Annotated in this window: 29 protein-coding genes; 15 read left to right on the plus strand and 14 right to left on the minus strand. The window is 62.2% G+C overall.

Annotated features, from left to right (window positions below):
• Positions 1–25 precede the first annotated feature (25 nt).
• Entirely contained in the window at positions 26–823 is a 798-nt protein-coding gene (locus tag ON753_RS21545; RefSeq protein WP_265965322.1) for a class I SAM-dependent methyltransferase, read from the plus strand.
• Between the two features lie 49 nt (positions 824–872).
• Here ON753_RS21545 and metW read toward each other — a convergent pair whose 3' ends face one another.
• Both metW and metX read right to left on the minus strand, forming a co-directional pair.
• The gene (gene metW / locus ON753_RS21550) at positions 873–1,505 is read right to left on the minus strand and encodes a methionine biosynthesis protein MetW (protein WP_265965324.1); all 633 of its coding nucleotides are present in this window, start codon (positions 1,503–1,505) and stop codon (positions 873–875) included.
• 4 nt (positions 1,506–1,509) lie between these two features.
• Entirely contained in the window at positions 1,510–2,712 is a 1,203-nt protein-coding gene (gene metX, locus ON753_RS21555) for a homoserine O-acetyltransferase MetX (RefSeq protein WP_265965325.1), read from the minus strand.
• Between the two features lie 227 nt (positions 2,713–2,939).
• Between metX and ON753_RS21560 the strand changes: the two genes are divergently transcribed.
• Genes ON753_RS21560 through ON753_RS21570 form a run of 3 tightly spaced genes read left to right on the plus strand, consistent with a single transcriptional unit; the run spans position 2,940 to position 5,919 of the window.
• Positions 2,940–3,830 (plus strand): chorismate mutase, encoded by an 891-nt coding sequence (locus ON753_RS21560; RefSeq protein WP_265965326.1) that lies wholly within the window; start codon positions 2,940–2,942, stop codon positions 3,828–3,830.
• Entirely contained in the window at positions 3,827–4,957 is a 1,131-nt protein-coding gene (gene hisC, locus ON753_RS21565) for a histidinol-phosphate transaminase (RefSeq protein WP_265965327.1), read from the plus strand. The genes ON753_RS21560 and hisC overlap by 4 nt, the downstream gene beginning before the upstream one ends.
• Positions 4,958–4,974: 17 nt before the next feature.
• Positions 4,975–5,919, plus strand: a complete 945-nt coding sequence (locus ON753_RS21570) for a prephenate/arogenate dehydrogenase family protein (protein ID WP_265967226.1) — start codon at positions 4,975–4,977, stop codon at positions 5,917–5,919.
• Here the strand turns inward: ON753_RS21570 and ON753_RS21575 are convergent.
• A complete protein-coding gene (locus ON753_RS21575) occupies positions 5,903–6,811 on the minus strand; it encodes a polyprenyl synthetase family protein (protein WP_265967227.1) in 909 nt (302 codons plus the stop codon). The genes ON753_RS21570 and ON753_RS21575 overlap by 17 nt on opposite strands.
• 254 nt (positions 6,812–7,065) lie before the next feature.
• Here ON753_RS21575 and ON753_RS21580 point away from each other — a divergent pair, with 254 nt between their 5' ends.
• The 5 genes from ON753_RS21580 (at position 7,066) to ON753_RS21600 (ending at position 11,415) form a co-directional block, all read left to right on the plus strand.
• Positions 7,066–8,289 (plus strand): SAM-dependent methyltransferase, encoded by a 1,224-nt coding sequence (locus tag ON753_RS21580; protein WP_265965328.1) that lies wholly within the window; start codon positions 7,066–7,068, stop codon positions 8,287–8,289.
• A 126-nt stretch (positions 8,290–8,415) separates the two neighbouring features.
• A complete protein-coding gene (locus ON753_RS21585) occupies positions 8,416–9,630 on the plus strand; it encodes an SAM-dependent methyltransferase (RefSeq protein ID WP_265965330.1) in 1,215 nt (404 codons plus the stop codon).
• Complete coding sequence (gene mtgA / locus ON753_RS21590; protein ID WP_265965332.1) at positions 9,623–10,336, plus strand: monofunctional biosynthetic peptidoglycan transglycosylase; 714 nt, start codon at positions 9,623–9,625, stop codon at positions 10,334–10,336. Before ON753_RS21585 ends, mtgA begins: the two co-directional genes overlap by 8 nt.
• Positions 10,337–10,515: 179 nt before the next feature.
• Positions 10,516–10,701 carry a 50S ribosomal protein L32 gene (rpmF, locus tag ON753_RS21595; protein ID WP_265965334.1) on the plus strand — a complete coding sequence of 62 codons (186 nt, stop codon included), beginning with the start codon at positions 10,516–10,518 and terminating at the stop codon, positions 10,699–10,701.
• 291 nt (positions 10,702–10,992) lie between these two features.
• On the plus strand, positions 10,993–11,415 hold the full coding sequence (locus ON753_RS21600) for a hypothetical protein (protein WP_265965337.1): 423 nt from the start codon (positions 10,993–10,995) through the stop codon (positions 11,413–11,415).
• Positions 11,416–11,451: 36 nt separating this feature from the next.
• Here ON753_RS21600 and ON753_RS21605 read toward each other — a convergent pair whose 3' ends face one another.
• A complete protein-coding gene (locus tag ON753_RS21605; protein ID WP_265965340.1) occupies positions 11,452–12,093 on the minus strand; it encodes a septation protein A in 642 nt (213 codons plus the stop codon).
• A 247-nt stretch (positions 12,094–12,340) separates the two neighbouring features.
• Here ON753_RS21605 and ON753_RS21610 point away from each other — a divergent pair, with 247 nt between their 5' ends.
• Positions 12,341–13,072 carry a DUF3299 domain-containing protein gene (locus ON753_RS21610; RefSeq protein ID WP_265965341.1) on the plus strand — a complete coding sequence of 244 codons (732 nt, stop codon included), beginning with the start codon at positions 12,341–12,343 and terminating at the stop codon, positions 13,070–13,072.
• 44 nt (positions 13,073–13,116) lie between these two features.
• Here ON753_RS21610 and phbB read toward each other — a convergent pair whose 3' ends face one another.
• Together phbB and ON753_RS21620 are read right to left on the minus strand one after the other, a co-directional pair.
• Positions 13,117–13,845 (minus strand): acetoacetyl-CoA reductase, encoded by a 729-nt coding sequence (gene phbB / locus ON753_RS21615; protein WP_265965344.1) that lies wholly within the window; start codon positions 13,843–13,845, stop codon positions 13,117–13,119.
• A 117-nt stretch (positions 13,846–13,962) separates the two neighbouring features.
• Positions 13,963–15,144, minus strand: a complete 1,182-nt coding sequence (locus ON753_RS21620; protein ID WP_265965346.1) for an acetyl-CoA C-acetyltransferase — start codon at positions 15,142–15,144, stop codon at positions 13,963–13,965.
• A gap of 282 nt (positions 15,145–15,426) precedes the next feature.
• On the opposite strand from ON753_RS21620, the gene phaR reads away from it, so the two are divergent.
• Together phaR and ON753_RS21630 are read left to right on the plus strand one after the other, a co-directional pair.
• Positions 15,427–16,014, plus strand: coding sequence for a polyhydroxyalkanoate synthesis repressor PhaR (phaR, locus tag ON753_RS21625; protein WP_265965347.1), 588 nt, complete (start codon positions 15,427–15,429; stop codon positions 16,012–16,014).
• A 71-nt stretch (positions 16,015–16,085) separates the two neighbouring features.
• Positions 16,086–16,556, plus strand: a complete 471-nt coding sequence (locus tag ON753_RS21630; RefSeq protein ID WP_265965349.1) for a GNAT family N-acetyltransferase — start codon at positions 16,086–16,088, stop codon at positions 16,554–16,556.
• Between the two features lie 14 nt (positions 16,557–16,570).
• Here ON753_RS21630 and ON753_RS21635 read toward each other — a convergent pair whose 3' ends face one another.
• The gene (locus ON753_RS21635) at positions 16,571–17,005 is read right to left on the minus strand and encodes a GlcG/HbpS family heme-binding protein (RefSeq protein ID WP_265965352.1); all 435 of its coding nucleotides are present in this window, start codon (positions 17,003–17,005) and stop codon (positions 16,571–16,573) included.
• 382 nt (positions 17,006–17,387) lie between these two features.
• Between ON753_RS21635 and ggt the strand changes: the two genes are divergently transcribed.
• Both ggt and ON753_RS21645 read left to right on the plus strand, forming a co-directional pair.
• On the plus strand, positions 17,388–18,983 hold the full coding sequence (ggt, locus tag ON753_RS21640) for a gamma-glutamyltransferase (RefSeq protein WP_265965354.1): 1,596 nt from the start codon (positions 17,388–17,390) through the stop codon (positions 18,981–18,983).
• Positions 18,984–19,082: 99 nt separating this feature from the next.
• Positions 19,083–20,468, plus strand: a complete 1,386-nt coding sequence (locus ON753_RS21645; protein ID WP_265965356.1) for a multicopper oxidase family protein — start codon at positions 19,083–19,085, stop codon at positions 20,466–20,468.
• A gap of 133 nt (positions 20,469–20,601) precedes the next feature.
• Here ON753_RS21645 and ON753_RS21650 read toward each other — a convergent pair whose 3' ends face one another.
• From ON753_RS21650 to ON753_RS21680, 7 genes are all read right to left on the minus strand, one after another.
• Complete coding sequence (locus tag ON753_RS21650) at positions 20,602–21,549, minus strand: IS110 family RNA-guided transposase (RefSeq protein ID WP_265961312.1); 948 nt, start codon at positions 21,547–21,549, stop codon at positions 20,602–20,604.
• Positions 21,550–21,811: 262 nt separating this feature from the next.
• On the minus strand, positions 21,812–22,639 hold the full coding sequence (locus ON753_RS21655; RefSeq protein WP_265965358.1) for an IS5 family transposase: 828 nt from the start codon (positions 22,637–22,639) through the stop codon (positions 21,812–21,814).
• A 186-nt stretch (positions 22,640–22,825) separates the two neighbouring features.
• Positions 22,826–23,143: a hypothetical protein gene (locus tag ON753_RS21660; protein WP_265965360.1), complete on the minus strand. Its 318-nt coding sequence runs from the start codon at positions 23,141–23,143 to the stop codon at positions 22,826–22,828.
• 221 nt (positions 23,144–23,364) lie between these two features.
• Entirely contained in the window at positions 23,365–23,637 is a 273-nt protein-coding gene (locus ON753_RS21665) for a hypothetical protein (protein ID WP_265965362.1), read from the minus strand.
• Positions 23,638–24,117: 480 nt separating this feature from the next.
• Complete coding sequence (gene rplT, locus ON753_RS21670; protein ID WP_265965364.1) at positions 24,118–24,477, minus strand: 50S ribosomal protein L20; 360 nt, start codon at positions 24,475–24,477, stop codon at positions 24,118–24,120.
• A 25-nt stretch (positions 24,478–24,502) separates the two neighbouring features.
• A complete protein-coding gene (rpmI, locus tag ON753_RS21675) occupies positions 24,503–24,700 on the minus strand; it encodes a 50S ribosomal protein L35 (RefSeq protein ID WP_265965366.1) in 198 nt (65 codons plus the stop codon).
• 209 nt (positions 24,701–24,909) lie between these two features.
• The gene (locus ON753_RS21680) at positions 24,910–25,524 is read right to left on the minus strand and encodes an FMN-dependent NADH-azoreductase (protein WP_265965368.1); all 615 of its coding nucleotides are present in this window, start codon (positions 25,522–25,524) and stop codon (positions 24,910–24,912) included.
• Positions 25,525–25,620: 96 nt separating this feature from the next.
• On the opposite strand from ON753_RS21680, the gene ON753_RS21685 reads away from it, so the two are divergent.
• Complete coding sequence (locus ON753_RS21685) at positions 25,621–26,526, plus strand: LysR family transcriptional regulator (protein ID WP_265965370.1); 906 nt, start codon at positions 25,621–25,623, stop codon at positions 26,524–26,526.
• Positions 26,527–26,530 lie beyond the last annotated feature (4 nt).

Genomic DNA, 26,530 nt, shown 5'->3' on the forward strand with positions numbered 1-26,530 from the left:
ACCAACATCCGCCGAGCGAGTTTTGATGTATCTCGACGTCGTCCATCTGCGTGCCTTCTACGATTTACCGCTCGGACGGCTGCTGCGGGGGCTGATCGGTACGCCCATCCGCAAGATGTGGCCGGACCTGACGGGGCAGAGCCTGCTCGGCGTAGGCTATGCCGGGCCGTTCATGCGCCCCTATCTCGACCAGGTCGAGCGGGCGATCTGCGCCATGCCGGCGCCTCAGGGAGCCGTTCACTGGCCGCGGGAGCGCCACGCCAGCGCCTGCGCATTGGTCGAGGATGCGGCATTGCCGTTTCCCGACGTATTCTTTGACCGCATTATGCTGGTGCATGTCCTGGATCATTCTTCCGATCCGGAGGCCGTCCTGCGCGAGGCCTGGCGCGTGCTGGCGCCCGGCGGCCGGCTGATCGCGGTGGTGCCCAACCGGCGCGGCCTGTGGGCGCATTCGGAATTGTCGCCCTTCGGCTATGGCCGTCCCTATTCGGGCGGGCAGCTGAAGGAGCTCTTCAAGAACTGCCAGTTCAACATCCTGGACGACAAGGAAGCCCTGTTCATGCCGCCCACCAAGGCACGGTTCATCCTGCGGGCGGCACGCACATGGGAAGGCATCGGGCGCCGGATCTGGCCGGCCTTCGGCGGGGTTCTGATCGTGGAGGCGGAAAAGGTCGTCTACCAGAGCCTGCCGGTAAACGGCAAGAAGAGCCGGTTCAGGGTGCCGCGCCCGGTGTTCATTCCCGAAGGCGTCGCGACCGGGCTGAAGCCGGTCAGAAGGGTTCATGGAGCAAGCCCGCGCCGGCCCTGTGCCGGTGTTGACTGACGGTGCGCTCCACAGCGACCGGTGCATTCAATCTTACGGGGTCCGTGCCCTACCGTTTCAGCAGAAACACCGCCTGCTCGGCGATAAGGTTCCAGACCCACCAGGGCGCGTTGACCGGTATCTTGTTGCCCTTGCCGCTCAGTGCGACCGCCTTTTCGACATTCGCATCCAGTTCCCGGCAGAGCTCGACGAAATCCCTCAGGGAACAGAAATGGATGTTGGGCGTGTCGTACCATTCGTAAGGCAGGTACTTGGTCACCGGCATGCGGCCGCGGAAGAGCAGTTGTGCCCGGTTGCGCCAATGGGCGAAATTCGGAATCGAGACGATCACCTGCTGGCCGATGCGCAGAAGCTCGCTCACCACCCGCTTGGGTTCGCGGGTCGCCTGCAGCGTCTGGCTGAGAATCACGACGTCGAATGCGTGGTCGGGATAGTCGGTCAGGTCGGTATCGGCATCGCCCTGGATGACGGAGAGGCCGCGTGACACGCAGCGGTTCACGCCTTCCTGGGACAGCTCGATGCCGCGTCCGTCGACCTGCCGTTCGCGCGCCAGAAGATCGAGCAGCGCACCGTCTTCCGAGCCGATGTCGAGAACGCGGGCGCCGTGGGGAACCAGGGATGCGACGACCTTGTGGTCGCCGCGGGTTTCGCCGGGCTTGGTCTGTATCGGGGACAGGTTCACGGGATCAGACCTCCTCGCCCGGCGCCGGCACGCCGCGTGCGCGGGCCGCTCCGGTCAGGAAGCCGCGGATCGTCGCGAACATTTCCGGCACGTCGAGCAGGAACGAATCATGCCCCCGGTCGCTCTCGATCTCGACGAAAGAGACGTTTGCTGCCGCCGCGTTCAGGGCCCTGACCACGCGGCGGCTTTCCGAGGTCGGGAACAGCCAGTCGGAGGTGAAGGACATGACGCAAAAGCGGGTCTTCGTGCCCTTGAAGGCATTGGCCAGCGTACCGCCGAATTCGTCCGCCAGATCGAAATAGTCCATGGCTCGGGTAACATAGAGATAGGAATTGGCGTCGAAGCGGTCGACGAAGGTCATGCCCTGGTGGCGCAGATAGCTTTCGATCTGGAAGTCCGCGTCAAATCCGAAGGTCAGGCTGTCCCGGTCCTGCAGGTTGCGGCCGAATTTCTGGTGCAGGGACTCGTCGGACATGTAGGTGACGTGCGCCGCCATGCGAGCGACGGCGAGCCCCTTGGTCGGCCGCACGCCTTCCTGGATGTAGTTGCCGCCGCGCCAGTTCGGATCGGCGATGATCGCCTGCCGGCCGACCTCGTGAAAGGCGATGTTCTGCGATGTGTGCCGGGCGGCCGCGGCAATGGGAACGGCGCAAAAGACGCGCTCGGGGTAGCTCACCGCCCATTGCAGCACCTGCATGCCGCCCATGGAACCGCCGATTACGGCGAACAGCGTGTCGATGCCGAGGTGATCCACCAGCCGTGCCTGCGCCCGCACCATGTCGCGGATCGTCACCACGGGAAGATCCAGCCCGTAGGGCGCGCCGGTCTCCGGGTTGGTGGTCGCCGGCCCGGTGGTGCCCAGGCATCCGCCCAGAACGTTTGCGCAGATGACGAAATAATGGTTGGTGTCGACCGGCTTGCCCGGCCCGATCATCGTACTCCACCAGCCCGGTTTGCCGGTCACCGGGTTGGTGGAGGCGGCATACTGGTCGCCCGTCAGCGCGTGGCACACGACAACGGCGTTCGTCTTGTCCGCGTTCAGCTCGCCATAGGTCTCATAGGCAATCTGCCAGGGACCGAGTTTGGCACCGGAATCCAGCTCCAGCGGCTCGTCTGCCGAAAAGCGCACGAACTTGCTGGAGGGCGTCTCCGCTTCGGATATCTTCAGATCCTGAATCGTGGCCGGATTTGATGGTTCAGCGGACATGGGCTCCAAGAGTTGGTTTTTCGGTTCCTTTTAGGAAATTCCGGGCGGGTACGGAAGTCTCGAGGCCGGGATCGGATCCAGCACCTCCGCCTGCCTCTGAAGACGTTTGATAGACAGGCGACCTAGCCGCGCGAAGCTTGCCGAGTCAATGTTTTCTTTTGCCTTTGCGCGTTCACATGCCTATGACTATGCGCCGCTGAACCGAAAAGGAAGGCTGGAGCCTCACTATGTCCCGACTGCCGGACGGCGGAGTGCCGCTGGACGAATTGCGAACGCGTATAGACGAGATCGACGCGCGGATCCACGATGCCCTGATGGAGCGCGCGCAGGCAGAAGCCGGGCTTGCCGCGGCGACCGGGGCCGCAGGGGCCTCCCGCCCCGTGTTTCATCCCGAACGTGACGCCGACATGATGCGCCAGATGGTCGAGCGCCATCACGGTGATCTGCCGCTGTCGACGGTGGAGCATATCTGGCGCGACATCATCTGCGCCTGCACCGGGCTGCATGCGCACGCCTGCCTGCATCTGGACGGCAGCGCCGAACTGATCGGCATGCTGGATCTTGCCCGGTTCTATTTCGGATTTTCGATCGAGCTGGTAGCGGCAAGCGATGCGGCCGATGTCGTCGGTGCCGTCGCGGCTTCCGATGGCGACCTCGGGCTGGTTGCCCTGACCGACCGGGCGGAGCTGCCCTGGTGGCGGGGCCTCAGCGAAACCGGGGCGCTCGTCCAGGCCCGCCTGCCTTTCGTTGTTCTGGAGGACCGGCCCGCGGATCTGCCGGCGCTGGTTCTCACCAGGGCCGACAGTCTTGTCGACAAAGCCGATGTTGCGGTTTATGACGCCCGCTGGTCCGATGTTCTACCCGGCAAACTGATGGATGAGGGCATAGAGGTGCTGAGCTTCTTCCGGTCCGCCAGGGGCGTCGATGCGCTGTTGGCGATTTCGGGAGATCTGACGGAAGAAGATGTTCTTGCCGCTTGCGTGGCAGCCGGGGCCGAGCCGGATGTGCTGAGACGTGTCGGCGGATATGCCGCGCCGATCGACGGCAACGGCGATCCGGAAGACACTTTCGAGCCGGTGGCCGGTTTCAGCGCCGGGGACGAGGAGCCTCAGGAATGAACGAGATGACGACAGTAACGAAAGCCGGCGGCGCGAACCGCCCCCAGCCACGAGCCGGTGTCCTGGACATCGCCCCTTACGTTCCCGGCAAGAGCAAGGGCACGCATGGCAAGACCGTGCACAAGCTCTCCTCCAACGAGACCCCGCTCGGCACCAGCGCCGCCGCAAAGGCGGCGATCGAAGCGGTCGCGCAGAACCTGGAGCTTTATCCGGACGGATCATCGACGGAGCTGCGGGCGGCGATCGGGGAGGTTTACGGCGTCAATCCGGACCGGATCATCTGCGGCGCGGGTTCGGACGAAGTCCTGAGCATGGTGGCCTACGCCTATCTCGGTCCGGGCGACGAGGCGATCTATTCCGAACACGGGTTTCTCGTCTATGACATCGCCATCCGGGCGGCAGGCGCAACGCCGGTGATCGCGCCGGAAACCGATTTGACGACGGATGTCGACGCGATCCTGGCGCGGGTGACGGAGAGGACCAGGATGGTCTTCGTCGCCAACCCCAACAACCCGACCGGCACCTATCTGCCGTTCGAGGAGATCCGGCGTCTGCATGCCGGGCTTCCATCCCAGGTGCTTCTGGTGCTGGATGCCGCCTATGGCGAATATGTCCGCCGGAACGACTATGAAAGCGGTATCGAGCTTGCCGCCACTGCCGAGAACGTCTTCATGACGCGGACCTTTTCCAAGATCTATGGCCTTGCCAGCCTGCGTATCGGCTGGGGGTTCGGTCCGGCTCATGTCATTGACGCGCTGAACCGCATCCGCGGGCCGTTCAATCTCTCGGGCATGGCGATCGCCGCAGGCGTTGCCGCGGTCAAGGACCGTGAATTCATCGCCAGATCCGTCGAACACAACGAAAAGTGGCTTCCCTGGCTGACCGAGGAACTGCAGAAGCTCGGCCTGAAGGTCACGCCGAGCGTCTGTAACTTTCTGCTGATCCATTTCCCGGATGAAGACGGCAAACGGGCGACGGATGCCGATGCCTATCTTCTGGAACGCGGCTGCGTGCTGCGCCTGGTCGGCAATTACGGTCTGCCCAATGCCATCCGCATGACGGTCGGCTCGGAGGAGGCCAACCGGACCGTTGTTGCACATCTCAAAGATTTTCTGGGCAAGGCGTGAAAGCAGAACAAGAAAACATGACCGGGGCTCCCTTATTCGAACGCATGGCGCTGATCGGGATCGGCCTGATCGGCTCCTCCCTTGCGCAGGCCGCCCGCGAGCGTGGCCTGGTGAAGGAAATCGCCGTTTCCACCCGTTCGCCCGCGACCCTGCAGCGTGCGGAAGAGCTCGGACTTGGTGACAGCTATTCGCTTGACGCGGCCGTGGCGGTCGATGGGGCCGACCTCGTCATCCTGTGCGTGCCCGTGGGAGCCAATGAAGCAGTGGCGAAATGGATCGCACCGGCCCTGAAAAAGGGCGCGATCCTGACGGATGTCGGTTCGACAAAGGGGTCGGTGATCGATCAGGTCGGGCCCCATGTGCCGCAAGGCGTGCATTTCATCCCGGGGCATCCGATTGCCGGGACGGAGCAGTCCGGTCCCGATGCGGGCTTTTCGACCCTCTTCGAGCAGCGCTGGTGCATTCTGACGCCGCCGGAAGATGTCGACCAGGCCGCCCTCGAAAAGCTCACCGCCTTCTGGCGCCGCTGCGGATCGGATGTCGACCGGATGGATGCCAGACACCACGATCTGGTGCTGGCGATCGTCTCGCATCTGCCGCATCTGATTGCATATAACATCGTCGGCACGGCGGACGACCTTGAAACCGTCACCAAGTCCGAAGTGATCAAGTACTCCGCGTCCGGTTTCCGGGATTTCACCCGTCTGGCCGCTTCCGATCCCACCATGTGGCGGGATGTCTGCCTCAACAACAAGGATGCCATCCTGGAAATGCTGGCGCGGTTTTCGGAAGACCTTTCCGCCCTGCAGCGGGCCATCCGCTGGGGCGACGGGGACATGCTGTTCGATCTCTTCACCCGCACCCGCAGCATCCGCCGGTCGATCATCGAGGCGGGCCAGGACATGGACGAACCGGACTTCGGCCGTCATGCCAAGGACAAGCCCTTCATTTCGGCCGACTGACGATGAACTCCGCAAGGCTGGTCAGCACGTCCGCCTTTTCGCCATAAGGCCCGAGCAGCGTTTCGGCTTCGCCCAGGAGCCGGGCGAGTTCGGCCCGTGCCTTGTCCGTCCCCCAGAGGCCGACCAGCGTCGCCTTGCCGGCCTCGGCATCCTTGCCGGTCGCCTTGCCCACCGTTTCCTGGCTCGCCTCGACATCCAGCAGATCGTCCGCGAGCTGAAAGGCGAGACCGATGACCTCACCAAAGCGGGTCAGGCGGTCGGTATCGGCTGCGGAAGCGTCGGCCAGCACCGCGCCCGCCCGGCAGGCATAGCGCAACAGGGCGCCGGTTTTCATCGACTGCAACTGGCGGATTTCGGCTTCCGTGCGCTCTGTGTGTTCCGACTGCAGGTCAAGCATCTGACCGCCCGCCATGCCGCCGACCCCGGCCGCGCGGGACAACTCCCGTGACAGGCGAAGGCGCACGGCCGGATCGGCGTGGACCGGGTCTTGCGCAATGACATCGAACGCCAGGGTCAGGAGTGCATCCCCGGCCAGGATGGCGGCCGCCTCGTCATAGGCCTTGTGCACCGTCGGCCGGCCGCGGCGCAGGTCGTCGTCATCCATGGCGGGCAGATCGTCATGAACCAGCGAATAGCAGTGGACGAGTTCCAGTGCGCAGGCCGCCTGCAGCACGCCGGCGTCATTGCGCCCGAACAGGTTTGCGGTTTCCAGAACCAGGACGGGCCGCAGGCGTTTGCCGCCGCTCAGGACGCCGTGGCGCATGGCGGCCAGAAGCCGCGGCGGTCGGGTGATCTCGTGCTCCGGAGCGGCATCGGACAGGATGCCGTCCAGAATCGATTCGATGCGTCCGGCCTGCACCCCCAGGTGCTGCGATAAATCAAAGGTCACCATGCGCTCCACAGCGGACAACTTTTTCAAAGTTCGGGTTTCCCTGAAACCAAAACTCTGTATCGTCAAGGCGGGAAATCGAAAAAATTGCCAATGGTCCTGTTGATGGGAAGGAAAATCACCAGCTGCGGATCAGGCGTTGCCGGCAGCAGCTTGCGCGCACTCCTTGCGCCCCACACAATGGCTCATTCCGACTGCGCTGCCAAGCGGTTACGGCCGGGAGTGACGGCAATCTGGAGTGTCTGGAGAATTGTCTGATGAAATTGCTCTCGAGCTTGCTTCGATCCACAATCAGACGCGGCCGCCTTCGCGTCTATGACGCGACGGGCACGCTTCACGAATTCGGGTCCGGCGAGGACGGCCCGACCGCAACATTGCGGCTTCATGACAAGAAACTCCACCGCAAGCTTTTCTTCAATCCCGAACTTGCCGCCGCCGAAGCCTATATGGACGGCACGCTGACCCTCGAGGAAGGGACCACGTGCCACGAGTTCATGACGGTGGTGTTCCTCAACATCGATCCCCTCGACGGGTATCCCGTTCAAGCGTTCCTGCGCAGGGTCTGGAAGGTGGTGGAACGCTGGCAGCAGAAGAACGATGTCGAAAGGGCGAAAAAGCAGGTCCGCCACCATTACGATCTGTCGACGGATCTCTACAGGCTGTTTCTAGATGAGGGCCTGAATTACAGCTGCGCCTACTACACCCATCCGGACAACAGCCTGGAAGAGGCTCAGGCGGCGAAGCTGACCCATCTGGTCGCCAAGCTGAACCTGGAGCCGGACATGGAGGTCCTGGAAATCGGTGGCGGCTGGGGCTCGCTGGCCATTCGCATGGCACAGGCCGGCGCCCGCGTCACGTCCCTGAACGTGTCTCCGGAACAGGTGAAAATCGCCGAGGAGCGTGTGCGGGCCGCCGGGCTGGAAGATCGGGTGACCTTCGTGCTGAAGGACTACCGCGAATTCAAGGGGCAGTACGACCGGATCATCTCCGTCGGCATGATGGAACATGTCGGCGTGGGGCAGCTCGATAACTATTTCGGCACGGTGCGAGACTGCCTGACCGAGCGCGGCGGTTATGCGGTCATTCACTCCATTGCACGCATAAGGCCGCCGGGTACAACGGGGCCGTTCATCCGCAAATATATTTTCCCCGGCGGCTACGTGCCGGCGATGTCTGAAATTTTTTCGGCCACCGAGCGGCTCGGGTTGTGGGTCTGCGACGCCGAATTTCTGCGCCTTCACTATCACTACACCATCCGCGACTGGCGACGACGCTTCCAGGCCCGGCGGGACGAGGCCGCGAAGCTCTATGACGAGCGGTTCTGCCGGATGTGGGAATTCTACCTCTGCGCCGTCGAAATGGGTTTTGTGCACGGGTTCAACATGGTGACACAGCTACTCGTGTCGAAACAGCGGGATGCCGTTCCGATCATCAGGGACTTCATCGTCGACAACGAACGAAAACTGAATAATGAAAGCTAGGGTACGGACGGAAGGTGCGTTCCCCCGCTACCCGGTCCTGGTATCGTCGGCGCCCGATCTTGAATACATGGCCTGAGACGTTTTTAATTAGCAATTTTGCGCCAACCCTTTGCGGAGAAAGAACTTATGAGACTGCTGTCAACCCTCCTGCGCTCCTTCGTCAAACGCGGACGGATGCGGGTATACGATGTCGAGGGAGCCGTGCATGAATTTGGATCCGGCGAGGACGGCCCGACGGTCACCATCCGGCTTCACGACAAGAAGCTGTACCGGTCGCTCTTTCTGAATCCGGAACTTGCGGCAGGCGAAGCCTATATGGATGGCACCCTTACCATGGAAGAGGGGTCGACCTGCTACGACTTCATGTTCCTTTTCTCCATCAACCGGGCGCCACTGGGGGCCAACCCGGTGCAGGGACTGCTGCGCAAGGGGTGGAAGACTTTCCGGCGGTATCAGCAGAAGAACAGCGTGGAACGGGCGAAAAAGCAGGCCCGGCATCACTACGACCTGTCGACGGATCTCTACAGGCTGTTTCTCGACGAGGGCCTGAATTACAGCTGCGCCTATTACACCCACCCGGACAACAGCCTGGAAGTGGCTCAGGCGGCGAAGCTGACCCGTCTGGTCGCCAAGCTGAACCTGGAGCCGGACATGGAGGTCCTGGAAATCGGTGGCGGCTGGGGATCGCTGGCCATTCGCATGGCACAGGCCGGCGCGCGCGTCACGTCCCTGAACGTGTCTCCGGAACAGGTGAAAATCGCCGAGGAGCGTGTGCGGGCTGCCGGGCTTGAGGACCGGGTGACCTTCGTGCTGAAGGATTACCGGGAATTTGAAGGCCGTTTCGACCGCATCATCTCCGTCGGAATGATGGAGCATGTCGGCATCGGTCATCTGGACGAATATTTCGGCTGCATCCGCAAGTGCCTGACCGAGCGCGGTTATGCCGTCGTTCACTCCATCGGACGCATGACGCCTCCGGGAACAACAGGCCCGTTCATCCGCAAGCATATTTTTCCTGGTGGTTACGTGCCTGCATTGTCGGAAGTTTTTGCGTCCACCGAGCGGCTCGGGTTATGGGTCTGCGATGCGGAAATCCTGCGCCTGCACTATTACTACACCATTCGCGACTGGCGCCGGCGGTTCGAGGCCAGGCGGGACGAGGCTGCCGCGCTTTACGATGAAACCTTCTGCCGGATGTGGGAGTTTTATCTCTGTGCCGTTGAACTGGGTTTCCTGCATGGATCGAACATGGTGTTCCAGCTTCTGCTGTCGAAGGAGCGGGACGCGGTGCCAATCGTCCGGGATTTCATTGTCGACAACGAACGGAAACTGAATGGCTAGGACGGGAAAGGCATCCGCAGGCGGGCGCGGCTTCTGGCGTGTCGCGCGCAAGCGGTTCCTTCAATTGCTGCTCGTTCTCATCCTCCTGCCGCCGGTTCTGACCGTCATATATTCCGTCGTGCCGCCGATCAGCACGCTGATGATCGGCCGATACGTGCAGTTTCTCTGGGTGGACCGGCAATGGGTGCCGCTGGAGGAGATTTCCCCTAGTCTGATCAGGTCGGTGATCACGTCCGAGGACAGCGGGTTTTGCCAGAACAACGGCGTGGAATGGGATGTTCTGCATGAACAGGTCGAAGCCCTGAGCGAGGGGGAGCGCCCGCGCGGGGCGAGCACCATCACCATGCAGACGGCGAAAAACCTGTTCTTGTGGGGCGAGCGGTCTTACATCCGCAAAGTGCTGGAACTTCCCCTGGCGATGATGCTCGACGCGATCCTGACCAAAAGGCGTATCCTGGAAATCTATCTGAACATAGCGGAATGGGGGGAAGGCATCTTCGGCGCCGAGGCCGCCGCCCAGGCGTGGTTCGGCAAACCGGCAAAGGACCTGTCCCAGGTGGAAGCGGCGCGTCTTGCAACGGCGCTGCCAAATCCGAGGGGCCGGAACTCGGCCAAGCCCTCCTCGGGACACCGCAGGCTGGCGGCAACGAACCTTGCCCGAGTCAAAGTTGCCGGCCCGATTTTCGATTGCGTTCTGGGAAAATAGGCCCGATGTTCGGGCCCCTGCAGCCTGTCTGTGTTTCAGGCTAAGAATTTTTTGTCTATGGGGTGGCAAAACGTCGACGTTACCTGTATAACGCCGCGCATTCCAACACGTTGCGTGACGCCACGCCCCGGGCTAACCCGGTCCGGGCCGCGCGGTTATGGACCACGGAGAAAAACAAAATGGCCGTTCCAAAGAGAAAAACTTCGCGCTCCAAGCGTGGGTTTCGCCGTTCCACGGACGCTCTGAAGCAGCCGACTTACGTCGAGGACAAGGATTCGGGCGAACTGCGTCGCCCGCATCACGTCGACCTGAAGACCGGCATGTATCGGGGCCGTCAGATCCTCTCCCCGAAGGAAGAAGCTTAACACCGATCACTTTCGGGCAAATGCGCCTGAAAGCGGGATAGCTGACCTTTCGGAAGAAAAGAGCCTTTTGCCTCAAGCGCAGGATGCTCTGGAGCGGATCGCCACATGGCAAACCAGGATTGAGGCTGGCCCTGTTTCGACAGGCCGGCCTTTTTCTTTGCCGGGCGCGTGTTCCGCCCCCATGGTTCGATTTTATCGAGAAACGCTCCAGCTGCCTTGAATTGGCTGCCAATATCGTGTCAGTTCGCCGATCACTTGCCCTTTGGGGTGATTTGCTTCAGGAGCCGTTCGATGCGTCTTTTCTCCGCTCTCCCGTTCACGCTGTTTTCGCTGCTGATCTACAACGGCTTGGCCTTCACGGCAGGCGCCGCGGATCCTGCGTTCTGGTCGCGGCCGGTCATCACCATCGGGATGGTTTCCGGCGTTGACTTCCAGCTCCTTGCAAGCGACCTCCTCATCACGGGCGCTCTGTTCTTCCTTTTCATCGAAATCCTGAAAGCCACGCGGATCGGCTCCACCGCGCTGCTGGACCACATGTTTTCGGTGCTGGTGTTCGTGGCTTATCTGGTGGAATTCCTGATCGTGCAGCAGGCGGCCACGTCGCTGTTCTTCATCCTGATGCTGATTTCCCTGATCGATGTGATCGCAGGCTTTTCCGTCGCCATCACCGGGGCACGCCGGGACGTCACCTTCGGACACGGGGAGCCGCACTGACGGCGCAGGACGCGTCCCTGGCGGCAGACGGACGCTTCAGGCGTCCTTGCCGTCGTCCGTGACAGCGTGTTTGTGGATCAGCGGCAGCTGGGTCAGGGTGAAGATGAGGGTGATCGGCATGATGCCGAACACCTTGAAGCTGACCCAGAAGTCGGTCGAGAAGCTGCGCCAGACGATTTCGTTGATCGCCGCAAGCACGAAGAAGAACACACCCCAGCGGAAGGTCAGCTTGCGCCAGCCCTCGTCCGTCAGGCTGAAGGCGCTGTCGAAGACATATCCGAGCAGGGCCTTTCCGAACAGCAAGCCGCCCAGAAGGATCGTGCCGAACAAGGCGTTCACAATGGTGGGCTTGAGTTTGATGAACAACTCGTCGTGCAGCCACAGCGTCAGGGCGCCGAAGACCAGCACGACCACGCCGGAGACCAGCGGCATGATCGGCAGCCGCCTGGTCAGCCACAGCGACACGACAAGCGACAGGGCGATTGCGACCATGAACGCGGCGGTCGCCAGGAAAATCGGCTTGCCGACGGCCTGCAGCGCGGGAAACGCGGCGGAGATCTGCTCGCCTCTTGCGTTGAACAGGAAAAATACCCCAAGCGGGCCCAGTTCCAGCGCCAGTTTGAGGAGCGGCGACAGTTCCTTGCGGGTCGGGTCGTTCGGGGCGTGTTCGAATTCCATATCACCTGGCTCGCATGTTTTGTTTTCTGGGAGATAGGGGCAAGGGGGAGCCGGGTCAAGGCATGGCCGTGCAAAAGGCGGCGGAACCTGGCAAGGCCGGTGCGAATTTCCCGCCGCCAATCCACCGAAAGCGCAAACAGGCCTGTTGTGACCTCAGGCAAGCTGTGACAGGAGAAGGTCGGAGCAGACGCTCCTGCCAGGCGATCCCCTATTGGGGGATCAGCCGCCGTCAATGGAGGCCGGATAAGTGAAGCGCGCGATCCTGTTACTCGTCATGGTGCTGCTGTTTGCTCCGCAGGCTCATGCCGCCGCGCTGATCGGCTGGGACGAACTGAAGGACCCGGCCGCACAGTTCGACGATCCGTTCGAAGCGTTGAGCGGGCGCGAGCTCAGGTCGCTCGGCACCGTTCTGCAATTGCGCCGGAGGCTCGGCGCGCCGGATGTCCCGCCAAGTGAGCGCCCGCAATTGGAGGCGGAGCTGCGCCGGGAAGAGGCCAAGCTGGCGGCGAGCGGCGTCAGGACGGACTGGCTGCTCTCGCATCGCCGTGACATCGCCAGGAAACGCGCAGCCGCCGCCATGGCCGGAAATGCAGCTCTGGAGGGCCGGGAGATCGCGATCAAGGGTTATGTGATCCCGGTCCAGGACCCGGGCGGCGCGGTGACGAGTGGCTATCTCGTGCCGGAACAGGGCATGTGCAGCCACATGCCGGCGCCCGATCCCAACCAGATGGTCCGCTACCGGGTCTCGGGGAAATGGCAGGGGGAATACATCTATGAACCCGTGGTGATGACGGGGCGGCTGTCGCTTCAAATGACGCGTCAGGAAATCACGCTGCTGGATGGCCGCGTCGACATGATCGCGGCCTTCGAGATGGAGGTCACGGGGGTTCGAAGCCTTGATGAGAAAGCCGGGCCCGACCCGGCGCAGCGGCTCTGGAACCTGTTCAGGGGGAGTCAGGGAACGAATTCTCCGCAGTAAGGGCGCCCGCGAAGGACGCCTTTACCGGATTTGCAGGGTTTTCGTCAGCCGTTGGCGATGTATTGGCCGCCATTGATGGTCATCACCGCACCTGTCATGAAGGCGGCGGCGTCGGAGGCCAGGTAGACGACGGTCTGGGCGATTTCCTCCGGCTTGCCGAGCCGGCCGACCGGGATGTTCGACACGATGGATTCCAGCACCTTTTCCGGCATGGCGGCCACCATGTCCGTATTGATGTATCCCGGGCAGACGCAGTTGACGGTGATGCCCTTGAAGGCGTTCTCCTGGGCGAGCGCCTTGGTGAAGCCGATCACGCCGGCCTTTGCGGCGGAGTAGTTGGACTGGCCCATCTGGCCCTTCTGACCGTTGATCGACGAGATATTGACGATGCGGCCGGAGCCGCGTTCGCGCATGCCGTTGATCACCGGGCGCGTCATGGTGAACATGGAATCGAGGTTCGTGGACAGAACCGCGCGCCACTGATCGAAATCCATCTTGTGGAACATACCGTCGCGGGTGATGCCGGCGTTGTTGACGAGAACTTCCACCGGACCCAGGTCGCTTTCCACCTGGGCTATGCCCGCCGCGCAGGCTTCAGGATCGGAGACGTCCCATTTAAAGACGTGAATGCCGGTTTCGGCCTTGAAGGCTTCGGCTTTCTCGGTGTTGCCGGCATAAGTGGCCGCCACGGTATAGCCCGCGTCTTTCAGACCGCGCGAGATTGATTCCCCGATCCCGCGGGTTCCACCTGTGACCAATGCGACCTTGCTCATTCCCGTTCCTCCTGACTTCCGCTTTGGGCCCTTCGGGCTCTTTGAAATTCTTGATTCTTTCGAATTCTTGTCCCATGGCCGGTGCGGACCGGCCATGAGCTGCGCAGTCGATCCGGATCAGCGCTCCAGGCACATGGCAACGCCCATGCCACCGCCGATGCACAAGGTGGCGAGGCCTTTCTTGGCGTCGCGGCGGCCCATTTCATGCAGCAGCGTGGTGAGGACGCGGGCGCCCGATGCGCCGATCGGATGGCCGATGGCGATCGCGCCGCCATTGACGTTCACGATGTCCGGATTCCAGCCCATGTCCTTGTTGACGGCGCAGGCCTGGGCGGCGAACGCCTCGTTCGCTTCGACCAGGTCCAGATCGGCGGCGGACCAGCCGGCTTTTTCCAGCGCCTTGCGGGAGGCCGGGATCGGGCCGCTGCCCATGATGGCCGGGTCGACACCGGCCGTTGCCCAGGAGGCGATGCGGGCGAGCGGGGTCAGGCCGCGCTTTTGAGCTTCGGCGGCGCTCATGACGATCAGCGCGGCGGCGCCGTCGTTGATGCCGGAAGCGTTTGCGGCGGTCACGGAGCCGTCCTTGTCGAAGGCCGGGCGCAACTTTGCAATGCTTTCAAGCGTCGCGCCGTGGCGGATATATTCGTCATCCTCGACCACGCGCTCGGACTTCCGCTCCTGAACGGTGACGGGGGTGATCTCGTCTTTGAACCTGCCGGCCTTCTGTGCAGCTTCCGCCTTGTTCTGGGAAGCCAACGCGAACTCGTCCTGCTGCTCCCGGTTGATCTGCCACTTCTGGGCGACATTCTCGGCGGTCTGGCCCATGTGGTAGCCGTTGAACGCGTCCCACAAGCCGTCCTTGATCATCGTGTCGATCATCTTGTAGTCGCCCATCTTGTGGCCGGCGCGCAGGTGCGCGCAATGCGGGGCCAGCGACATGCTCTCCTGGCCGCCCGCCATCATGATGTTGGCGTCGCCGGTCATGATCTGCTGCGCTGCAATGGCGACGGTCCTGAGACCCGAGCCGCACACCTGGTTGAGCGTCCAGGCGGTGGCGCTTTCCGGGATGCCGGCATTGATGCCCGCCTGCCGGGCGGGGTTCTGGCCCTGGCCCGCGGTCAGGACCTGGCCGAAGACGATTTCATCGATCTCGCCGCCCTGCAGTCCGGCTTTTTCCAGGGCGGCCTTCATGACGATGGCACCCAGATCATGCGCGGGAACACTGGCAAAGGCGCCGTTGAAGCTGCCTACAGGCGTGCGGGTCGCACTGACAATGACGATATCGGTGGAAGCGCTCATGATACTCTCCGAGACTTAGGGCCAAATAACCTTAGAAGACTGGTGCCGCTGAGGCACCTTTGATCCCCATTAATTGAAGGACTAGAAACTGCGGTGGGTTTTGTGTCAACCGTGCGAATCCCAATCAGCGGCCTGTTTTCGCATTTGCGGCATCATCCTTTCGTTGCCGCAATAAAAATGGTGGCACGACCGGATATGATTGGCTTAGTCTCATATCCGGAGGAGATGACAGGTCTGCGAAAGCGTTGTCGTCAAATGGGAAACCACAAGCGGAAGTGACGAATGGCCAAGACCAACGAGCCGACAATCATCAAGAAATACGCCAACCGGCGGCTCTACAACACCGGCACCAGCACCTATGTCACGCTTGAGGATCTGGCGGTGATGGTAAAGGGGGAGGAGGATTTTGTCGTCTATGATGCAAAGACGGGGGACGACATCACCCGGTCCGTGCTGACCCAGATCATATTCGAGCAGGAAGGCAAGGGACAGAACCTGCTGCCCGTCACGTTCCTGCGCCAGCTGATCCGCTTTTACGGCGACAGCATGCAGGGGCTCGTTCCGAGTTTCCTGGAATACTCGATGACCTCTCTGACCAGGGAACAGGATAAGCTGCGCTCACAGATGAGCGAAGCCTTCGGCGCGACGGCGTTCGATGCCATCGAGGAGCAGGTCAAGCGGAACTCGGAAATGTTCGAACGGGCGATGAAGATGTTCATGCCGTTCCCGACCGGCGAGGCCGGATCGCCCAATTCATCGTCCGAAGGTTCCGCGACCGGGGGCAAGGCCGAGACGGCCGACCTGGACGACATGAAGCGCCAGCTCGAGGAAATGCAGAAGAAGATCAATCGGCTCAGCGAGAAATCCTGATTCACTGACCCCGTTTTCCCTCATCCCGGCGCGCGCGTTTGGTGCCGCCGGGCTGCAACGCGTTTTGACCCATGACAGTTGTGCCATTGGCTTGCCTGCCGGAAGCCGCCGATCAGATAGAGCGCTGGTACCTGGAAGAGTGGCAGGACTGGTATGGACCGGACGGTCCGGGGAATGCGCGGCAGGACCTTGCGGACTACCTGACCGTTCCGGACGCCTTGCCGGTTTGCCTGGTTGCGCTCGATCGGCAGGCCACTCCCGTCGGCACGGTATCCTTGAGAGATACGTCGCCCGGATCCGACCGCTATCCGGGAGCATGGCTGACGGCCCTTCTCGTTCCTTCCGGGTTCAGACGCTCGGGGACCGGGACACGGCTTGTCGAAGGGGCCGAACAGCAGGCCGCGCGCCTCGGATTCAGCGAATTGTTCTCAACCACCGGATCGGCGCAATCCCTGCTGCTTCGCAGGAACTGGCACCGTCTCGATACCGTCAGGACGCCCGACGGCATTCTGGAGATTTTCCGCAAGGCGCTCGACCGGTAATTCCAAGGCGCCGCTCAGCCGCAGTCGGCAACGAGCCCGGCAGCCTCGATCCCGGCGACGGCACAGGCCTCGTCATTGTCCGAGGTGTCGCCGGTAATGCCGACGGCGCCGAGCGTTTCGCCCTTCTCGCTCCTGATCAGCACGCCACCCGGCACGGGCACGATGGCGCCGCCGGAAACACCGTTCAGGGCGTTGACGAAATGGGGCCGGGTCTCCGCATTGGCGTTGAGCCACCTGGTACCCGTTCCCACGGCCAGGGCGCCGATTGCCTTGCCGCTGGCGATCTGCGGACGCATGATCGAGGAACCGTCCTGCCGCTTCAGGAGGACGGTGTGGCCGCCTGCGTCAAGAACGGCGACGGTCAGCGGTTTGAGATTCAGTTCCGCCGCCTTTTCCAGCGCGGCGGAAGTGATGGTTTCGGCAGTTGAAAGTGCAATACCAATTGTCATTGATTCTCCCCCATCTGATGGTCCATATCGGGTTGTCGGCCAGTCAGCCTGCCTTCCGGGTCGCTGACCTTGATGCAGGTTGATCGCTTTCAGGATGTGCAGGGCGCGCTGCGATGCAGACATCGGCCAGGCCGCGCATTTGACGATCGGCGAGCCGGCAAGCGGGTCCGCCGAAGGCCGTGTTTTCGCTACGTCAGGGCAGCGTGGCGTTTATTGGCCGATGTCGGTTTGCGCATTTCGCCAACTCTCCTTAATGTGCCCGCGATTGGAATCTGCTAACAGACCACTCAGTTGGCGACTATGCCCAATAACCAAGAAGCTTCTACGGCCAATTGGAAAAGATCGATAACCAGGAATTGATGATTCTGGCGGGAGGAATTCAGTGAAGCGCGATTTTCAGGCACCGGGCCGGTCACCGGTATTTGCGCGTGAAGCAATGGCTTCAACATCCCATCCGCTTGCGACGAGTGCGGCGCTCGAAGTGCTGCAGCGCGGCGGCAACGCCGTGGATGCGGCCATTGCGGCCGTGGCGGTTCAATGTGTCGTCGAACCGCACATGACCGGGATCGGCGGCGATTGTTTCGCCATCGTCATGGAACCGGACGGGCGCCTGATCGGCTTCAACGGCTCCGGCGCGGCACCGCGCGCGGCGACACCGGAGAAGCTTGCGGAGCTTGGCGTTTCCGAAATCACGGATACCTCTCCGCACGCGGTCACGGTTCCCGGCGCGATCCGGGCCTGGGAAACGCTGCTCAAGGCCCACGGCACCAAGAGTTTCAAATCCCTGTTCAAACGCGCGATCCACTATGCAAACGAAGGCTTTGCCGTGGCGCCCCGCGTTGCCCACGACTGGGCGGGCGACGTCGACAAGCTCGCCAGCGATCCGGTTTCGGCCGCCAGATATCTCATCAACGGCGAGTCGCCCAAGATCGGAACAATCCTGAAATATCCGCGCCTGGCGGACACCCTGCAGGCCATTGGGGAAGGCGGGGCGGATGCCTTTTATTCCGGTCCGATCGCCGAGGACATAGTCACGGCGCTTCAATCCCGCGGTGGCCTGATGACCAGGGACGACCTGGCGGCCTGTCACACCACGGCCGTCTCGCCGGTGCTCAGGGACTACAAGGGGCACACGGTCGCCGAGCTGCCGCCCAACGGGCAGGGCATCATCGCCCTGATCATGCTCGGCATCCTGGAGCGTTTCGATCTGGACAAAATGGATCCGCTCGGGCCGGAGCGCTTCCATCTGGAAATGGAAGCGGCGCGGATCGCCTATGCGGTGCGCGACAAGTTCGTCACCGATCCCGGCCACATGGATATCTGCCATTCGCACCTTGTCGGCGAGGAGTATCTGGCAAGGCTCGCCGAGCAGGTTTCCCTGACCGGGCGCATGGCCACCGTACCGGAAAGCGGGCTCGCGCCGCAAACGGATACGGTCTACCTGACCGTCGTCGACAAGGACGGCCTGGCGGTTTCCCTGATCAACTCGCTGTTCAGCGATTTCGGCAGCGGCATCGTGGCGCCGGAATCGGGCGTCCTGCTGCATTGCCGCGGCAAGTCCTTCAAGGTGGCGCGCGGCCATGCCAACACGATCGACGGCGGCAAACGCCCGCTGCACACCATCATTCCGGCCATGGTCCTCAAGGACGGCGCTCCGTGGCTTTCCTTCGGCGTGATGGGTGGGCAGTACCAGGCCTGCGGCCACGCCCATGTGCTGACCAACATCATCGATTACGGCATGGATGTTCAGGCGGCGATCGATTTTCCGCGCATGTTCTTCGACATGAACAGCCACGATCTGGAGGCGGAAAGACTCGTTCCGCCATCGACGATCGACGGCCTCAAGGCGCTGGGGCACAAGGTCGGCCCGGCCGGCGGTCCGATCGGCGGGTCCCAGGCGATCATGATCGACAGGGCCCGGCGGCTGCTGACGGCCGGCTCCGATCCGCGCAAGGACGGACACGCGGCCGGATACTGACCCTTGTTCCCGGCCCCGCGTCAATTTGATCCTTGAGATGCCGGTGCGCGGCGTGTTGAGTGCGGACGGACGCGCCTGGAACAGATGAGGTTTTCCATCATGCCCGGTCTTTCACGGCGGGAGCTCCTGCTTGGCAGCGCAGGCACCGTGGCCGCGTTTGCGGCCGGAGGCATTGCCGCAAGCACGGCGCAGGCCGCCGAACATGCGCTTGCCCTGTCCTATCTCGATCACGGCATCCTGCCGGAGGCCCCGACCAAGGGCATGATGAGCTTCGTGCCGGACGGGCCGCCGCCGGTGCTGCGGCTCAGGCAGGGCCGCAAAACCGCGATCGAGGTGAAAAACGCGCTCGACGAGGTAACGTCGGTTCACTGGCACGGGTTGCGTCTCGCCAATCGGATGGATGGCGTTCCCTACCTGACGCAATACCCGATCGAGGCCGGTCAGTCGTTCCGCTACGAATTCACGCCGCCGGATGCGGGCACCTTCTGGTATCACCCGCATTGCAATACGCTGGAGCAGATCGCGCGCGGGCTCACTGGCGTGCTCGTCGTGGAAGAGGAAGAAGATCCGGGCTTCGACCGGGACCTGCCGCTGAACATCCGCGACTTCCGCCTCGGCGGCGACGGCCAGTTCATCGACTTCTACAAGGCCCGCAATGCCGCACGCGGCGGCACTCTGGGCACGGTTTCCACCGTGAACTGGCAGACCGGCCCGGTCTATGACCTGGACGCCGGCAGTCTCGTCCGGCTGCGGCTTGCGGTCACGGATCTCACCCGGGTCGGGACCTATGCGATTTCCGGCGCGCAGGCGCGAGTGATTGCGCTCGATTCCAATCCGCTGCCGAAGCCGCTGCCCGCAAATGCGCTGACGCTCGCCCCCGGTCAAAGGGCCGACATCGCCCTGCGGGTTCCGGACAGTGAAGACGAGGTGGCAACGCTCCTCCTGCAAAAGCCGAGCGGAGACAAGGTCCTCGCCCGGTTCCGGGCGAAGGGGGCCAGCGCCGAGCGCGACCTGAGGGAGCTGAGGCCGCTGCCCCAAAATCCCGTGCCCGTGCCGGATCTCGGCAATGCGGAGGTCCTGGATTTCGTCTTCGGCTGGTCACCGGAGGGCGATGCACCGCAGCAGAGCCTGTGCGGGTCGCTCGGCTATACGTTCTGGTCGATCAACCGTATCGCATGGCCCGGCGACCGGCCCGGACCGTTCGATCCGCTTGCTACAATGAAGTTGGGCAAATCCTACATTCTGCGGCTGCGCAACGAGACGCCCAATGCCCACCCGATCCACCTGCACGGGTTGTCGTTCCAGCTGCTCCGCTCCAACAAGCGCAAACTGCCGCCGCTGGTGACCGATACGGCTCTGCTGCTGGAGGAGGAAACCATGGATGTCGCGCTCGTCGCCGACAATCCCGGCGACTGGGCGTTCCACTGTCACGTGATCGAGCATCAGAAGACCGGTCTGGCGGGGTTTCTGAGGGTGGAAGGTTAGCCGCCCGATCTCAGGCGCATTCATTCGAATTGCATCGGACGATTGAAGAGATGGATGGCGGGCTGATCCCGACTCGCCTCACGATACCCTCAACCTGAGGAGGACCGTCAGGTCCGTCTCGAAGCAACCATGTTTATTCTTGCAGTGCAGGCTGCCATGGTTTGTTGTCGCGGACCATGGCGTTGAGGATTGTCACGAGTTTGCGGATGCAGGCAATGAGAGCCTTTTTCTTGCTGCATCCGTTGTCGATGAGGCGCATGTAGAAACGTTTGAGCACCGGATTGAACCGTACGGCCGACATGCTGGCCATGAAGAGGGCCCGTCTTACGGGCGCCCTGCCGCCGACGATCCTTCGCTGGCCGCGCAAGTTCCCGCTGTCCCTGGCGAAAGGAGCCACCCCGACGAGGGCGGCAATGGCGTGGCGGGAGATCTGGCCCAGTTCGGGCAAGCAGGCGATAAGGAAGACGGCGGCGACTGGCCCGATGCCGGGCACGCTCGTTAGTTGGTCATAGCGTTGACGCAAATCGGCGTTGTCCTGGATGCAGCTCTGGATCAGGAGGTCCAGATCCGCAAGCTTGGCCTTGGTCGTCTCCTGAAGTTCCCGGACCAGCTGCTCCACATCCGGGTCGTCCATGTGAGCGAACTGATTTGACAGACGCGTCATCTGGGCGACCAAAGTGTCCCTGAGAGCGGCATATTGCGCCAATTTGGCCTGGGCCTCGCTCGGCAGGGATGCGCTCGGCGGATCGAACACTTGTGCAAAATGGGCAAGCACGGCTGCATCCAGCCGGTCGGTCTTGGCCAGATACCCGCAGGCCCGGGCAAAATCCCGAACCCGCCGCGGGTTGACCACACAAACGCAGTGCCCCTGGCGCAACAGAGCCTGGACGGCTCCGCGCTCATAGCCGCCAGTGGCTTCCACTACGACCCGTTCGACTTGAAACGGCGAAAGCCAGGCACCGAGCGCCGCCCAACCTGCCCGGTCGTTGGCGAACTGTGCCCTGCTACCGCCCGGCCGTACATGCACATCCAATGTGGCCTTGGAAACATCTATTCCTGAAAAGGAGATCGTCTCGTCCATCTGTCCCTGCCTTATCTACGCACTCTTGCGCGAGCAACCATTCGGGATAAGCTGGAAAGCGGAGCCGGGAGCCTTGCTTCGAACGGACTATCACATGCCAAGGATGGTACGGTCTCCGGATCCGCTCGGGAGGGCGCGCAACAGCCCTCCCGAAACATCTCTACCAAATCTCAAACAGATAAGGATGGGCGGCATATTCCGAGTCCAGCGGCCCATCCTTCGAGACGCCGCTTGCGCGGCTCCTCAGAGTCTGACTCGAAACTCATTTTGTTAGCTTTGCCTGTCGCCTGATGATTAGTTCGATGTTTGCGATATAGATCCAAGCGGTTTGGGTTTCCTGTTTTGCTTCAAAGTCTTTTGCGAGGCGTCTGCGTCGGCCGAACCAGGCAAAGGTTCTCTCAACAACCCATCGTCTTGGCAGGAGCGCAAATCCCTTGACCCCAGGTGGCCGTTGCACGATTTCGATCGACCATGGCCCGCAATCCTTGAGCTTTTCCAGAAGCTTCGGGCCACGGTAGACGCGATCGGCGAAGATATGAGTAAGATCGGGATAGATCCGCCGCAGGCTTTGCAGCAGCGGCACAGCTGCGTGCACGTCCTGGATATTGGCGGGATGCACCAGAACGTCCAGAACGAGCCCGTCTGTATCGGTGACGATGTGACGCTTGCGACCCTTGATGCGCTTGAAGGGATCAAGGCCTCGTGGCCCGCCGACTTGGGTCGTTGCCACGCTCTGGCTGTCGATCACACCGGCGGACGGAGTGGCACTGCGTGCCTGCGCTTGTCGGTGCTGCTCCACTATCCGCCGGTTCAACCCACGCCATAACTCATTGTCACGCCACGCATAAAAGTATCTCTGGACAGTCGAGCGCGGCGGAAAATCACTTGGCAAAAAGCGCCAGGGGCAGCCCGTACGCAGCAGATAGAGGATCGCGTTGACCACTTCCCGAAGCGACGTTGTGCGCGGCCTCCCACGCTCTCGCCTCTCCGGAAGATGAGGCGCGACCAAATCCCACTCTTCGTTCGTCAGATCGCTTGCGTAACGCTGGCCACGACGCTCATAGTTGGCACGGGTGATCTCGGTCCACATGGTGAAGCTCCGTTCTGTTAGCGCAATAACGGAATCACAAGCGACCGGGATCACTCAATACATTTCGGGCCAGTCTCTCAGGATGAGGTTGTTTTGTGGCGAGGCATATTCAATCGTGTTCTTCCTCGATTCGGCTCGGATGTACACCCTTCTGAAAGCTAGCAGCTAGCTCGGGTCGGTGGCCATTCAGATCGACACCGAATAGGAACAGAACCTGTCTTCCTCTTCCGCTGCCGACGCGTACTGCGCCAGGTGCCGCTGGCGTTCCAGCCAGGACCTTTCCTCGGCATAACGGTCGGCCAGAAGCTGGGTGGCGTATTCGGCATGGGCGCCCTGACGGGCGTCGCGCCGGAGCACCTCGGCGGCGATATATGCCGGGACCATGCCGATATCGGAGAACCGGGTGCCGGAGGCGGCATTCATGTCCGGCTGTGACGCGGGAGCGGTCACCGGCTTCGGCCGGATGCGCAGCGGGTGGATAGCGGAAACGGGTCTCACTTGCATGTCGGTCTCCGTGGCGGGCCAGTCCGTGGCCAAACTTTTCGGAAGGTCCGGAGGATTCCGGATCTGATGAAACCATACGGGAAGCAGCAAGCGGGAACTGTGCCGCCGGTCACATTTTGGCGGGATTGGCGAAAGTCTGGCCGAGCGCCACAAAAAGACCCGGAGCAAGCTCCGGGCTGAAGGTCTCCAGTGGTACTCTGGAATTGGAAACTGCGCGTGGATCAGCGCTCCGTCTTGAGCAGATGGCCCGCGGCGCGCTGGCGCGGCAGGGCGGCCACGGCACGATAGGTGTTCACGCCATGCACAGGCTCGGCCCGCCTGCGGACCCTGGTCTGCGGTTCACCGTCGCGGGTCGCGATCAGATGGGCGAGAAAAACCGAGTTCGGGCGGTAGCGCGTGGAAAAAACCTGCTGCTCGCGTTCGAGCACCGGCTGAAGCGGCACCGGAAGATGAGACGCAAAGTCGGTCTGGCGCTCGGTTTCCGTCTCTCCCATGAAGGGACGTTTCCGCCTCACATTGGCACGATCTGCCGAAGGTATGGGGTTCACTCGCACGTTCTGACGCCCTGTTGTTTCAAAATGGCACGCTCAGTGCTGCCTTGTCTGAAACGTCGCAATCACCATGCCAGTTTACATGCGCGTTAACCTTTTGTCCGCAGAATTCTGCGGATCCGGATTAATAAAAGTTAACGATCTGGTCTGAAACGGGACGGATCCGGTGAGGAACGGGGATTGCGTTGGTAACCGGTTGTCTCAAGTTGAATTGTCGGCAGGTGCCTCGGGCGGAGCGATTCGCGAGGCAGTCCCAGCCGCCGGCGGGCGACGCTCCGCCTTGCGGGCTTGGCGGCCCGATCCTGCGGCACGGGCCGAACCACACATGCTGCGGTTTCCGGCCGTGAACCGGAATATATCCGGACAACAAAAAAACGCGGCCCCGGGGACCGCGTCTTTCATAATTTCTTGATCGGCAGAAGCTTAGGCGGCAAGTGCGCCCTGGGCCTGATCAACCAGGACCTTGAAGGCATCCGGCTGATGAATTGCCAGGTCGGACAGAACCTTGCGGTCGACTTCGATGCCGGCCTTGTTCAGGCCGTCGATGAAGCGGCCGTAGGTCATGCCGTGCTCACGGGTCGCAGCGTTGATGCGCTGGATCCAGAGCGAGCGGAAATTGCGCTTCCGGGCCTTACGGTCGCGATAGGCGTATTGTCCTGCCTTCTCGACGGCCTGCTTGGCGATACGGATGGTGTTCTTGCGGCGGCCATAATAACCTTTGGCAGCCTTCAGAACCTTCTTGTGGCGAGCGTGGGCGGTTACGCCCCGTTTGACGCGTGACATTTAAGTGAACTCCTTCAGGCTGGCGTTATGCGTAGGGCAGGAACTGCTTCACGATCCGTGCATCTGCTTCGCTCAGCGTGGTGGTTCCACGAGCGTTGCGGATGAACTTGGTCGTGCGCTTGATCATGCCGTGGCGCTTGCCGGCCTGTGCGGCCATCACTTTGCCTGTCGCGGTCACTTTGAAACGCTTCTTGGCGCCGGATTTTGTCTTCAGCTTGGGCATTTTGCATCCTTTCCTTTGTGCGTCCGCTATAGGCGGACACTCCTTTTCTTGGTGCATTCAGAGCCGACACGGCATGCCCTTGGTTGTCGTGGGAGTGGCCTGTATCAGGATACAGAAACCCGGCCCACGACGAGCCGGACGACTCTGGACCGGGCGCTTATATGGGAGGTTGCCGCGGATTGCAACCGGATTCCCCACCAATTTTCAGGTCAGGCGGCCTGCCTGCACTCCAGTTTCGCGGCGTCAATATGTGCCGCAACCGTCTTCGGGTCCGCCGTCGTTCCCTGCACGGCAATGAAGCGGATGTCCTTGATGCCGAGGAACGACAGCAGGAAGCGCAGATACGGCTCGACGAAATTGGCGGCGGCGAAGGGCTGGCCGTCCAGATAACCTTCGGCGCCATAGGCACAGACAACCACCGCCCGGCGGGTTCTGGCAAGGCCTGAGAAGCTCCCGTTCTCATAAGCGAATGTATGGCCCATCCGCACGACCTGGTCGATCCAGGCCTTCAGCGCCGCCGGAACGGTGAAGTTGTAGATCGGCGCGGCGATCAGCAGGGTATCGGCTTGCTGGAGCTCGCAAATCAGCTCGTCCGAGAGGGACGTCGCTTCCAGCAGTTCGGCGGACATCGCCTCCGGCGGCGTATAGAAACCTTCAATGGTCTTCTGGCTGATGATCGGAATGGAACTGTCGGCGACGTTACGGGTGATGACCCGGCAGTCGGGATGCCGTTCCCTGAAGCACGCCTCGAAGTGGTCGGCAACCGCGGCCGAATGGGAACCGGATTTCCGTGAACTGGAATTGATGCGCAGGAGCAGTGTCATATCGGGTCCTCCTTTGAATGACGGCCCGAAGGTATTTCTGACGCATTTGGCGAAAAACACTCCGCATGGCACGTCAATCATGCGTAAACTGCATGAATGGACACTGACGCTCTCAAAACCGTACTTCTCGTCCGCGATCTCGGCAGCATTGCGGGCGCCGCCCGCGCTCTGAATGTCGACGCTTCCAATGTGTCCCGCACCCTGGCCGGGCTCGAACGGGACCTGGGGCTGAGGCTGTTCCAGCGCAGCACGCGGAAACTGTCGCTGACCGAGGAGGGGGACCGCTACCTCAGCCGCGTCGCGCCTCTGGTGGAGGAAATGGATGCGGCGCGGGAGGAGGTGACCTCAAAGGGCGGCCGGCCGCGCGGAACGGTCCGCCTGACCGCCTCCGTTGCCTTCGTGCAGGAGGGGCTCATGCCGGTCCTGCCGGACTTTCAGGATCGCTTTCCGGAGATTACCGTCGAACTGTTTCCTTCCGACAGCAATCTGGATCTTCTGGCGGAAGGGCTGGACCTTGCCGTCCGCCTTGCGGCGGCGCCGAAAGGGGATCTGATCTCGACTAAACTGCTGCAGACGCGCTACCGGGTGGTGGCGGCGCCCGACTATCTGGACAGGGCCGGACGGCCCTCGCAGCCGGAGGATCTCGCCGGTCTCAACTGCCTGCGCTTTGCCCTGCCGGGCTTTCGCCACTCCTGGCGCTTCCGCCGGCAAGGATCGGGCCTTTTCACCGTCGAGGTATCCGGCAAGACCGTCATCTCCAACGCGCTCGCCCTGCGAGAAGCGGCGCGCCTCGGCATGGGGCCGGCTCTGCTCGCCGACTGGCTGATCGCCAAGGACCTGGAGGATGGCAGGCTGGTGGATCTCTTCCCGGACTTCGACTGTGCGGCGGCGGATTTCGATACTGCGGCCTGGATCCTCTATCCCAGCCGCGCCTACCTGCCGCAGAAGGTCCGGGTGATGATCGATTTCCTGAAAGACGAATTCAGGCGGCCCGCAGTGTAAGCCG

The organism is Roseibium salinum, assembly GCF_026240905.1.
GTDB lineage: Bacteria > Pseudomonadota > Alphaproteobacteria > Rhizobiales > Stappiaceae > Roseibium > Roseibium salinum.